Raw genomic sequence first — 12,743 nt, forward strand, 5'->3', positions numbered from 1 at the left:
AATTGAGCCCCTAAAGATAATGCAAAATATGCAATTCATGCAAGCGTCAACGCTTTTTATATGGCTATTTACGGAATACATTCCAACTCCCCTTCATGTTTATTTGAACGGTGATTTCTTCCTTGTTGTTTTTTATTTGAACGGTGCTGCATCCATCCTGGGTCCGTGCGGATAAAGACTGTGCGATATCAGCGGCCTTTTCCTTTATGCTGTAGGGCACGATTACAGTAACAAATGTCAAAGGCTCGAATGGAGTGACACACTGCTTGGAGAAGACTGTGGTGGGTTGTATCGTATATTCTTGTTTCTGAAATCCGTAACTGCGGTCGGGCTGCTTTTCAAAATAGACCAGTAATTGCCTTTTCTCTATTTCATTACCGGATGCGTCTTTCCACGGTTGACCTGCGTTTGGAGTGTCCCTGTATATTTTCTTCCCTCCGTGAGTACTGAACCAGTTTTCACCCCGTTCATCCATTTGATATAACTGCCAGATACTGCCTGCCGTGTATCCTTCGGTATCTTCACCGGGAATCAGATGATCCTGTAATATCAGGATACCTTCGGCTGTCAATACCATGCGTCGTTGCAGAGTAGAACCATCGACACAGTGATTGTCCAGAATCACTTCACCGTATGAGTCTTTACCTTTATTTACAACTTTGGCTGTCCGCACGATATTGGGATTGAACAGCACGCCCACTTCTTCATGTACATAGTCTTCCACTGGTTTTTCTGATCTTGTTGTAGGCTCTAATCTTGAAACTCATGGGAGATTTGATTCTGTCATCAGTCGTGTAATGTTTCCAATCGCAACCAATGTACCGGTAATCATTCAAACTGAAATCTGCCGCCACTTTCAGATTAATAAAATGAATACTGTTATCTTTCAAAGTAATACGTATTATCTTTCCGCCTTTCTCATTGTCTGCAAGCTCTACGCCGTTTCCCCATGCATCCAATGTGTTGCAATCATGCAGAATCTTTTCTCCGGCCTTGCCTCGTAGCCGAACCTTATCAATGCAGATCACTTCGCCCGGCTGTCCATTCTGAAAGCGGAAAGTGATGCTTTGAAATCCCCTCATTTGCGGATCACTTTCTGATATATGTGTGGATGAGCTGAAGTCAATCCAGTCTGTAAACCAACGGTTGGTCAGCCAGCGATTGGAGCCTTCACCGAATGGGAAACCATTGCTTTCTTCTTTCATCAGGATCACGGTGTTGCCATGACGCATATCCGTAGCATGACGTTGTACGCCGTGAAAGTGCGGGCAACAGTCGGTTTCAAAATAATTGATGGTTCCGCGCAGATTCGGATGTTTGTGAGAACCTTCAGCATAAAGATCACTCATGACAAAAGGAGTACCCGGAACGTGTGAAGCTGTTAGCAATAGCTGGTCCGGTATACCACTTTGTCCTTCCCGGTTAGTGCGTGTTGTCACCATGGCACCCCAATCCGGGGTAGAAGTCTTTGGAATGAATGGCGGTAACAGGGCTATTTCCGCAATCGAAGCCCATTCGCAGGCATCCCGTAGAAACCAGCCTCGTTTAGTGTATTTTTCGGGTAAATTGGGAAGTCCTGTTTTATATAATTTGCGGGCAGCTTCCTGATAGCTTGCATTACCTGTCAGGCGAGCCATCTTTTCAAAGACTACGATCCATTCAAAATAGGCAAAGAAGAAGTCATCTCCATATTCCGGCATGTAACCGCTGGGAGCCTGTTGGTGAAGATAGCGTGAAAACCATTGTTCTATTTCGGGAGTCTGTAGCAATTCGGTCCGTCCGCTTTCCTGTGCGATGGTGATAATGTCGTTTAAGTGGATGGCTGAATATAAAGTAGCGGTCTCGTCCACATCCTTATTGGCATACCAGAAATTCCACATCGTATCTGTATAGGCTTTCCACAGGTTTGCATTGGGAGCATCCGGAAAAAGGTTATACATTCTGGTAAAGCCTAAAGCACGTTCCTGTCCCTGATTATGATCGGTAATGAAATGCGGTTCGAAGTGCAGGTCGGCAAAACGAATCACAATTCTCCGGGCTTCGTTTCCTTTCAGGCGTCCTTCTTTTTTAAGTAATTTGTAGGTGGCTGCCACGTTGCGGGTAGAGAAGAAATCATCCCGTCCCCGCATCAACTGTTCGTCCTTTTCCCAGGCAGTGACGGCACACCTGAAAATCTCTTCGGACATATCCAGAAATCGTTTCTGTCCGGTGGCTTCATAGAAAGTACCGGCGGCGGTCATCAGGTGGGTGGTCCAACGGACATTGCGGTTTTGAATTTCCTTTCGGATGCGTTCTTTACTATATGGGTGGGTCTGGTTGTCAAAGGCTTCGACGGCTATGGACAACGGATCTTTGTCTATCACGGGATGCAGGTTTCCATACACCGAAACAATTCCCCAAAGGCAAAGAAAAATGGAGGCAGACAATTTCTGTATCATACTGGATTTCTTTTGATAGGGTTTATTATAAGAGAGTGGGCAAACCGGATTTTCCGGCTTGCCCAACATACGTATACTCCCTTTGTTCTATGACAGAATTTTAATATTCGGGATTTTGCCACATGATTGTTCCGTCACCATAGGCATTGATTTCAGATTGTGGAATCGGTGCCAGCAGATTACGTTTTTCCATTGCATACATTGGTGTTTGGGTAGCTGTGTTGAAGCCTTCGTTTTTGAGAGAGAAGTGTTTCTTCATTGCTTCTTCGGCAAGTCCCCAACGAATCAGGTCGGGCCAACGAAGTCCTTCGTAACAGAACTCGATAAAACGTTCGTGAACGATGTAATCGAATGTAGCTTGCTTGCTGTTCAGTCTGGTAGCATCGATGGCTTCCAGTCCGGCTCTTTTGCGCACTTCGTTAATGATGGATAAGATTGTAGTGATATTCTCTGCATAGCCCACTTCATTCAGAGCTTCGGCATACATCAGCTTGACATCCGTGTAACGCAGAATAGAGATATTATTACCCCATTCGTCATAAGAACCGGGTTTCGTCTGCGTTGCCTTCAGAAACTTACGGGCTGTGTAAGTGTCAGCATGCTGGTAATCTTTATCGTAATAAAGGTTGTTCACCATGGTAGCGGCCCGGCGGATATCGCCTTCTTCATAAACCCCTTCACCCCAGATGGACTCGGAAACTTGAGCGGTACCGGAAGGACCTTTGAACGTAACATTATGTAGGAACGGAGCATCCTTTTCAAGATTGATACTGGAAGCGAGTAGCATACTGTTGAACGTTTGGCTGATACCCAAAGCTTTACCGGTGGAACCGCCCATGTATTGTACTTCCCAGACACGTTCGGATGTGTTGTCGAATTTATCATCGAAACAATCTTCATAGTTGTCGGCCATTTTATATAAAGCGGGTTCTTTGGCAATTATCAGCTCCAACCACTCTACTGCCTTTGCAGGATTATGCATATACAGGTAAGTACGTCCCAGCATACCGGCCATTGCATATTTGGTAATACGTCCCACTTCTGTGCCGCTTCTTTTTTCGGGAAGCAGGTCATAAGCCAGTTCGAAGTCCTTGATTGCTTGTTGGTAAGTCTCTTCCTGTGAAGAACGTTTCACTTTACGCAATTCGGCCAATGAAAGATCCGTAGTGATGAGCGGAGAACCTCCCCAGCACCAGGCGAATTGCAGATAGGCCAGTCCGCGCATGGCATAAGCCTCGCCTTTGATATGATTTTTCTGATCTTCATCAGAGAAGACTACCCGGTCGATGTTGTCCAATATCTTATTGCTGCGTGATACCAGTACCCAGAGCGATTTCCATGCGGTTTCCCAGGTTTTTTCGGTAGAAGTATCCGTGAAGCGGGTGATGTTATTGTTCATGTTTTTAATAGCGTCTTCCCTCAATACGATTGCTTCCAGATAGTTACGATTATAGACAGTCTGTAATTGTGAGTAAACTCCGGCAATGGAGGCTTCACAATCAGCAGGAGTCTTGTATAAGCTCTGGTCTGTGTAAATAGACGGTTGGTTGACGTCCAGATAGCTGTCGCAGGAGGATAGACCCCACAAGCAACATACGGCTACTATTTTAGTTATTATTTTCATGATCGTTACTGATTAAAAGGTTACGTTTACACCAAATATATATTTTCTTGACAACGGATAAGTATTGTAATCTGCACCTCTGAGCATCGGATTGGTACTGTAGCTATTGGTATCCGGGTTGCCGACATAATCGGTAAAGGTATGCAGGTTTTCTACTGTTCCGTAAATTTTGGCTGCTTTGATTCCCAAGGCATTCAGCCATTTCTTGGGCATATTGTAGGCCAGGCTGACATTTTGGATGCGTAAGAAAGTTGCGTCAAAGATTTCCAAATCTGTTCTGTGCAATTGTCCGTCCTGCTCGGAGTTGTCACCCAAACCGTAAGGAGTCGGTGTTTTTCCATCCCATGACATATCTACACCCAGTTCAGTAGGAATGGGGTTACCGTTCGGATAATCTTCTTTGTAGCAGTGCAACCATCTTCTCAGTGTGTTGTTGGCACCATATTTACCGCCGGTATCCAGGTTACGGGCACCAATCCAAAGTACATTACCTCCAATCTGTCCGCGCAGGAATATGCTCAACTCGAAGTCCTTATAAGTAAATCTGTTAGTGAAACCGAACATCACGTCAGGTTCGTTTGAACCGTAAGCTACTCTGTCGTCATTGTCGATAGAACCACTTCCGTCAACGTCTACGTATTTCACGTTACCGGGTCTCTGCTTCTTACCTTTTACGGTAGGAACCAATGGCTTGTTAGGATTATAACGTCCGTCAGCACCTACTTCGAAGTCGGCTTCTGTCAGCAGACCGTCTGTGAGGTAAGTATAGAATTGAGAAATAGGACCTCCTACTTTCGTGATGAACTGTGCATTCCATGCATCAGTGATGATTTCATCGTTTCCACCTAAATCCAGTACCTTATTCTTGTTTCCGGAAAGGTTCAGTGTGCTCGACCATTTGAATGATCTTGTATTAATATTGGTTGTTGTCAGGTCAATTTCCCAACCACGGTTCTCAATAGAAGCCAGATTTGTGCGCATACTGTTGAAGCCGGTAGCAGCGGGGAGTTGCAAATTATACAGCAAGTCGTCCGTGCGGTTGATGTAATAGTCTACGTTCAACTGTATGCGGTTTTTGAACAGGGAGAGGTCGAAACCGAAGTCGAATGCTTTGGTCGTTTCCCATTTCAAATCCGAGTTGGCATAGTTAGTCGGGTAGATGGCTATTTGTGAAGTATTTCCGTAAGCGACATTTCCGGTAGTGAAGGTAGAAACATAGTCACTGTAGCCGATACGGTCGTTACCGGACATACCCCAGGAAGCACGGAGCTTTAACAGGGAGATGAATTCTATGTCTTTCATGAATTCTTCACTGTTGATTTTCCATCCGGCAGATACGGAGGGGAAAGTAGCCCAGCGATTGGAAGGACCGAAACGGGAAGAACCGTCACGACGCATAGATGCAGATACTAAGTATTTATCATCATAGTTGTAGCTTAAACGTCCGAAAAGAGAAGCCGTACGAACAATATTCTTCAGGGTGCTGGCCTGACTCGGAGTGGCTCCCTGGTTCAAGGTAGGAACGTTATCCAGCGGGAAGTCGGTAGCTTTCATATCGGCAGTATAGATGCTGCGGTTTTCTATACTTTGTCCTAACAATACATTCATCTGATGTTTCTTCCAGAGAGTAAAGTCATAGCTCAATGTATTTTGCCATCCGGTGCGACTGCCGGAGATCACTTTGCTTGAAGCAGTAGCGCTCTTTACGGACATTTTCTGTACGTCGAGCGGGAGGAAATATTCATCGATGCGGTTTTCAGAACTATAGTTGAACATAGACTTGAAAGTCAGTCCTTTGATGATATTCGCTTCTACCCATGATGCAACGTCGAAATTCTTGATATTTCTGCTATCGGTAACCTGTCTGAGGCGTTCGTATGGGTTAACGTCATCCTTTCTGAATTTGCTGAAACCCAGCGAGCGGGTACCTTCGTTGATGCCGATAGTAGGAATCATGGTCAGGGCAGTCATGATGACTTTATCCTTACCCTCAGACTCACCTCTGTCCTGTGAAGAAATGGTAGGAGCAAAGTTCACACCGGCCTTGATGTGTTTGTTAATGTTCATTGAGGCGTTGATACGGAAGTTGAAACGTTCGTATCCGGTATGTTTTACGATACCTTCCTGGTTCAAGTATCCGGCAGAAGCATAGATAGAATATCTGTCGCCTTTGCTGGAAACCGATACCTGGTGACTGTGGGTGAAAGCTGTCTGGAGAATGGCGTCAACCCAATCAGTCTGAGGAAGATCGGAACGCAATGTCCAGTCGGCTGTGTCGGAATTAGGGTTCAGCAGCCAGTCCGGGTTCACGCGGTCACCGCTCGGACGGTCTTTATTGGGGGTATCCAGTGTGTTATTGCCGTCTTTTTGCAGCCACATCGCATTTTTCAGATACAGGTTGTATGCCATCCATTCTTTAGGAGACATCATTTCGGGCAGGCCTACGGCGTTCTGGAAACCTAAGTATGATTCCCATTTAACGACAGGAGCACCTTTTTGAGCCTGTTTGGTCTCAATCAGGATTACACCGGCAGAACCGCGTGCACCATAGATAGAAGTGGCTGCCGCATCTTTCAATACTTGGATAGACGCTACATCGGACGGATTCACATTGCTCATATTTTCGGTGATGACTCCATCCACTACAATGAGGGGATTGGAAGAACCGTTGATGGAGCTGACACCACGTACGGTAATTTGCATTTCTTCACCCGGAATACCACTGCTGGTCTGGGTTTGCACACCGGCCAGCTGACCGGAGAGGGCATCACTCAGATTGGTGACCGGACGTCCTTCAATGGCTTCGGAGGTCATCTTGGATACGGAAGTCGTCAGATTGCTTTTCTTCACGGAGCCGTAACCCACTACCACTACTTCATCCAATGACTGAGAATCTTCTTCTAATGTAACTTTCAGGTTTGTACTTCCGTTGAGAGCTACTGTTTTGTCTTTGTAGCCAATGAAAGAGACGGTTACTGTGGCCTTGTTGCTTTTCACATTTAAGGTAAAGTTTCCGTCGATGTCGCTGATCGTGCCGTTTCCCGGTACACCTTTTTCTACGATGTTAGCACCGATAATGGCTTCACCCGACGGGTCTGTTACAACGCCGGTAACTTTTACTTGTGCCCAAGTAAAACTACAGAAGCATAGAAGGAGTAAAGTCACCCAAAGTCGGGATTTTCCTTCCACACGTTTTGAGAGTGTGATTCTGTTTTCCATAAATTAAATTTTTTAGATACTATTAATTTCTTTAAATATGCATAAAGCAAGTTTGTTTTTCATTCGCAAAAGTAGCCGATGGGGTGGGAAGGGATATGGAAAATCGTTTCAAAACCTATAAAAAAGGTCTCAAACGACTGTTTTTCCCAACTTTGGTACGTTATTCCAATTTCCAGGTTTTTGTACCTTCCGGGGTGTGGAACAGAAGAACGTTACTATTGGCTTTTTGCTCCATATATTTGCTTTGAGATATGTATTCGGTATTCAGTTTTACAGGATTTCCGTTCAGTTTATACTGTCCGCTATAGGCTGTTTCGGGGGAAAAGAATGTCAGTTCCAGTGTGTTTCCCTGTAGGTTGGTATATGAAATTCCCGGAGTTTCACTCGTTTCATAGTCGCCGGAACAGTTAAACTTTACCTTTTCGCGGATATCGTTGGCAAAATTCTCCAGTTCAGCTTTCATATCTCCCCGGGCATCTTTGTATTGTTCGGTGATTTCAGTCGTTTCCAGTACCCAGGAGCCTCTGCGACGCTTTTTGTCTTTCAGGATGAGAACATCGTGTGCTTTTATATCATATTTGCCGCCGGAAACCTCAAAAGTCCATTCTTCCGGAGTGGCAAAAGCGAACATCATGGAACCGGTGTGACATAATATCCATTGCAACCCGTTGATTTTCTTCACCATTCTCTTTTTTATGCCCTTGCGGCTGAATGGTACGTACATCTGATAGAAATGGGGGATATTCATATAGTTCTCTGCTACATTATATACGCCAATGGCACTTTTTTCGTATCCGAAGACACGGTGATAAGGATTCTCCCCATACCCCAGCTTGTTGGAGTGTGTCTGATAAATCTGAGGGCGTTCGGGGTTATCATGGCACACACTGAACACGGATGCTTCCGAATTATCCGATTGCCAGACAAGGTGTATGTTCTTAGTCTCTTTAAATGCGTAGGTGTATTGGAAATCTTTCAGTTTTTCAGGAAAAGCTTCTACTGTCTGGGTGGATAAACCGTAATTCGGACTTTGATAAGTGTAGCGGCAATAGTAATGCTTGCTGTCTATCCGTAAAGCTTTGAAATCATAAGGATAGCTTTTCGAGTTGTTCAGAGCTTGCAGAAAAGGGAGTGGTTTTACAGTGCGTTCGTAGGCCAGCCAGAAGTTGAAACAGCCGAAATTGTCTCTGTTTGCAGCTTCACGGAGGATGATACGTTCATCGGGGCTACCGTAGAATAGCCAGGTTAGCTGAACGATCTGTACACCGGTGCTCAAATTACCCGTATATAAATTCTTCCAACCTTTGCAACGGGGAGGATTGGCACAATACAGGCCTTGATTCCAGGGTAACAGTAATTGTGCTATGATATGGTGGTAAGCTGCTAAAGCGCTTTTACGTATCTCCTCGTTTTTAGAGAATTCGGCAAGCATCCTGATATATTGAAGATTAGTTCCCAGATAGGTAAAAGCATCCGCTTCAGGACAGTTATGGGTGATGAATTGCTTTAATGTATGTACGATCCTGTCATGCAGGAATTCTTTTAGCTGGACGGAGGTTTTGCCGTCGGCATCTGTAAAGTCGGGCCATTCTTCGGCGCAGAGCAATCCGCTGGTCTGATGCATGAGTTTCATGTTCAGCGTACCGTTATCTCTGGTATATTTGCCTATTTTCATGAAGGCTTTAATCTTTTCTCGCAGTGAGTCCGGCATTTTTTCTTTGGTGAGCATGTAGCCGTGCATGGTGGCATGGGCAAAGAAATCCATATCTGAGCCGGAGTTATAGAACGCTTCCACATGGTCCAGTTGATATTGATACATTTCGGTTAGTTTTTCTATGGCTTTTTCCTTTTCACAGTCACGCCATAAGCGGGCGAAGTAGAAAGGCGACACATATTTTATGTTACCGTTGTCTACCGGTTGGGTCTGTAACATCTGGTCGATGAGTGAATGACCGCGTTCTTCATAAGTAGAACCGTGCATATAGGCTGTCTGGGCATTTACGGCACTTGCAAAAAGAAGTCCGGCCAACAGAAAAATAAAGTGGTGATAAGATAGAGTTTTCATGTATTTCCGTATTTGAGGGACAAATGTAAGCGCGAATCTTTTCCGGAGGTATGAAAATCGTATTCTATTTTAGTAAAATCATCTCTGAACCGGGACTTTAACACTCTCCGGCGGGCTTCATGGGTATTCATTTACTTCTGCAATAGTTTTGTTCCCTCTTGCTATAATTTTGTTTGCTCTTTTAATAGTTGATTTTTTAGTGGGATAGATGATAGGGGGATGATATTGTATCCATATTCGTTTATTGTAACATCGTTTTACTGTTGCGCAGGGTTCACAGGGGTCAAGGTTCACTATGAACCCTATCTGTCAGTATGAAATTTTTGAAATTTTTATTAATCATCAGATAGTGAGTGTGTTAATTGCTTTTTGATTTTGTGGATAATATGTGTTTTTGGGGGTGTAGGTTCACTCCCATTTATTATGTAATGTACGAAAATAATACTGTATTGCAAATGTTCTGACTATACTCTGTCGGGATACGAAGATGAATGGGTGCGAAGATGGTCTATAAATAGTTCTTATTATATTACAAAAATAGCTTTTTCCCCATATGAATACGTGACACGTAGGGTTCATAGTGAACCTTGAACCCAAATGAACCCGAATGAACCCCATTTTTTTTTATTATTGTATTTGATTGAAATTTATTTGCTTGATATATAGTGTATTAGTTGTTTTGCATAACTTCTTGTATAATCAAATCGGTGATATCTATTGAACCATAATAGCCGAAATTAGCATGATATACCTCTTGAAGAAATAACACTACAAATAATCTATTTCTCGTCTTCTTTTGTTTGCTTGCGGGAAAATGAGTACCTTTGCGCCCTGAAAATAAAGAAATAGGTATGACAGGACAAAAGGCACCCACAGCGTTGGGAACAGAAAAGATTGGAAAACTACTGATGCAATATGCAGTGCCGGCAATTATCGCCATGACGGCATCTTCCTTATATAATATGGTGGACAGCATTTTTATCGGTCACGGAGTGGGCACAATGGCTATTTCGGGACTGGCACTTACTTTTCCTCTGATGAATCTTGCAGCAGCGTTCGGTTCGTTGGTGGGAGTGGGCGCTTCTACGCTGGTTTCTGTAAAGTTAGGGCAGAAAGACTATGATACGGCTCAACGGATATTAGGTAATGTGCTTGTTCTGAATATAGTGCTGGGATTAGCATTTACGGTAGTGACGATGATATTTCTCGATCCCATCCTTTACTTCTTCGGCGGTAGTGATGAGACGGTGAAGTACGCCCGCGAATATATGCAGATCATTTTACTTGGCAATGTCGTCACCCACCTTTATCTGGGCTTGAATGCTGTGTTGCGTTCTTCCGGACATCCGCAGAAAGCGATGTATGCCACTATTGCTACGGTTGTTATCAACACGATACTTGACCCTCTATTTATTTATGGCTTCGGTTGGGGTATCCGTGGAGCCGCTATTGCCACTATCATTGCCCAGGTCATTTCATTACTGTGGCAATTCAAGATATTCAGCAATAAAGACGAACTCTTGCACTTTCACCGCGGCATTTTCCGCTTGCGTCGTAAGATTGTGATAGATTCGCTTGCTATCGGTATGTCTCCTTTCCTCATGAATCTGGCGGCATGTTTTATTGTGATTGTTATCAATCAAGGGCTGAAGCGCTATGGAGGAGATTTATCCATCGGTGCATTCGGTATTGTCAATCGACTGGTATTTATATTTGTGATGATTGTGATGGGACTGAATCAAGGTATGCAGCCCATTGCTGGATATAACTTTGGTGCCCAGCAATACGCGCGCGTTTCCCGGGTGTTGAAACTGACAATCATCTTTGCAACAGTTGTCACTACTTCCGGTTTTCTGATGGGAATGCTTATACCTGAGCTGGTAGTTTCTATATTTACTTCTGATGAGGAATTGATAGCAATCTCGGCACGTGGTTTGCGGGTCGTAGTGATGTTTTTCCCTATTATCGGTTTCCAGATGGTGACATCTAATTTCTTCCAGAGTATCGGAATGGCCAGTAAGGCTATTTTCCTTTCTCTTACGCGCCAGATGCTTTTCCTGCTTCCGGCATTGATAATCCTGCCCCGTTTTTTCGGTGCGGCAGGTGTGTGGTATAGTATGCCATTCTCCGATTTACTTGCCAGCCTGGTAGCGCTGGTAATGTTGGTAAGGCAGTTCCGTAAATTCAAGAGAGCGGAAGAATAGGGCGAAAAACGTGTGACTTTTTTTGTTTCTTTCCTATAAATCCTTACTTTTGCTATCAGTAAACCAATATTTAGATTGAAGCTATGAATAAGAAATTCGTTGTGAACATCGGTCGCCAATTGGGAAGCGGCGGAAAGGAGATAGGGGAGAAGTTGGCAGCCCGCTTGGGCATCGATTTCTATGATAAGGAGTTGATAACTCTGGCTTCCAAGGAGAGTGGCCTCTGTCGTGAATTTTTTGAGAAAGCTGATGAGCGTGCTTCGCAGGGAATCATCGGCGGACTTTTCGGTATGCGTTTCCCTTTTGTGGGAGATGGCGCTTTACCTACCCAAAATTGTCTTAGTAATGACGCGCTTTTCAAAGTGCAGAGTGATGTGATCCGTCAGTTGGCCTCTGAGAAGTCCTGTCTTTTTGTAGGCCGTTGTGCCGATTATATTCTCCGGGAGCATCCCCGTTGCGCCAATATTTTTATTTCTGCCTCGCATGAGGCACGTGTTGCCCGTCTTTGCGCTATGCATCACATTTCGGAAGAAGAGGCGGAAAATATGATGAGCAAGGCAGATAAAAAACGTTCGGAGTATTACAATTATTATAGTTACAAGACATGGGGAGCTGCGGCAACTTATCATCTCTGCATTGATTCTTCGGTGCTGGGAATTGAGAAGACAATAGATTTCGTGGAGGAGTTTGTGAAATTGAAGATAAAAATGGATTTTTCATAAAGACATCTTCAATGTATTCTTTAAGTTCTTGAATCTCACACTGAAGTCCTGAAATTCTGTCAATAGATGGATAGGTTAATAATTGGCGTACAACAACAAAAGCACGCATGATTCCTCTATTTATTTCTATAGCTGTTTTGGAGTTCAATACACTACTAAGCATTGCTATGCCGAGCTCACCAAAAGCAAAAGGCGCATATTTTATGTTATAACCTCTACCCTTGTTCAAGGTCGCAATTTGCGACCTTGAAAGTTCTGTTACTTCTTCTTTAGTTAGTTGAAACATGAAATCATCACCTTCAAATCTATCTATATTACGCCGAACAGCTTCTTTTAGCCGTTTTGTTTCAAGACCATACATTTCCGCTAAATCAAAATCCAGCATGACTTTCTGTCCTCTGATTTCGTATATCTTGCTTTGAATTAATTGCAATTCATTCATAATTGATAGCTCTATATAAAAAACACAGA

At 43.9% G+C, this 12,743-nt stretch carries 7 protein-coding genes and 1 pseudogene; 2 read left to right on the forward strand and 6 right to left on the reverse strand.

Annotated features, from left to right (window positions below; genetic code table 11):
* Nucleotides 1–64: 64 nt before the first annotated feature.
* The 5 genes from K429_RS30785 to K429_RS0103285 form a co-directional block, all read right to left on the reverse strand.
* Complete coding sequence (locus K429_RS30785) at nt 65–724, reverse strand: hypothetical protein (RefSeq protein ID WP_052340622.1); 660 nt, start codon at nt 722–724, stop codon at nt 65–67.
* The gene (locus K429_RS28375; RefSeq protein ID WP_231501801.1) at nt 705–2,438 is read right to left on the reverse strand and encodes a hypothetical protein; all 1,734 of its coding nucleotides are present in this window, start codon (nt 2,436–2,438) and stop codon (nt 705–707) included. Before K429_RS28375 ends, K429_RS30785 begins: the two co-directional genes overlap by 20 nt.
* Nucleotides 2,439–2,538: 100 nt before the next feature.
* Complete coding sequence (locus K429_RS0103275; RefSeq protein ID WP_007210348.1) at nt 2,539–4,062, reverse strand: RagB/SusD family nutrient uptake outer membrane protein; 1,524 nt, start codon at nt 4,060–4,062, stop codon at nt 2,539–2,541.
* 12 nt (nt 4,063–4,074) lie between these two features.
* The gene (locus K429_RS0103280; protein WP_025726035.1) at nt 4,075–7,281 is read right to left on the reverse strand and encodes a TonB-dependent receptor; all 3,207 of its coding nucleotides are present in this window, start codon (nt 7,279–7,281) and stop codon (nt 4,075–4,077) included.
* A gap of 160 nt (nt 7,282–7,441) precedes the next feature.
* A complete protein-coding gene (locus tag K429_RS0103285) occupies nt 7,442–9,346 on the reverse strand; it encodes a hypothetical protein (protein ID WP_052340624.1) in 1,905 nt (634 codons plus the stop codon).
* Nucleotides 9,347–10,197: 851 nt separating this feature from the next.
* Between K429_RS0103285 and K429_RS0103290 the strand changes: the two genes are divergently transcribed.
* Together K429_RS0103290 and K429_RS0103295 are read left to right on the forward strand one after the other, a co-directional pair.
* Nucleotides 10,198–11,550 (forward strand): MATE family efflux transporter, encoded by a 1,353-nt coding sequence (locus K429_RS0103290; RefSeq protein ID WP_025726037.1) that lies wholly within the window; start codon nt 10,198–10,200, stop codon nt 11,548–11,550.
* An 83-nt stretch (nt 11,551–11,633) separates the two neighbouring features.
* A complete protein-coding gene (locus K429_RS0103295; protein ID WP_025726038.1) occupies nt 11,634–12,272 on the forward strand; it encodes an AAA family ATPase in 639 nt (212 codons plus the stop codon).
* On the opposite strand, the pseudogene K429_RS31130 reads toward K429_RS0103295, so the two are convergent.
* Nucleotides 12,271–12,714 (reverse strand): annotated as a pseudogene (locus K429_RS31130) (ORF6N domain-containing protein); the annotation flags it as partial. The gene K429_RS0103295 and the pseudogene K429_RS31130 sit on opposite strands and share 2 nt — an antisense overlap.
* Nucleotides 12,715–12,743: the final 29 nt, after the last annotated feature.

Source organism: Bacteroides sp. 14(A), from assembly GCF_000526555.1.
Classification (GTDB): domain Bacteria; phylum Bacteroidota; class Bacteroidia; order Bacteroidales; family Bacteroidaceae; genus Bacteroides; species Bacteroides cellulosilyticus.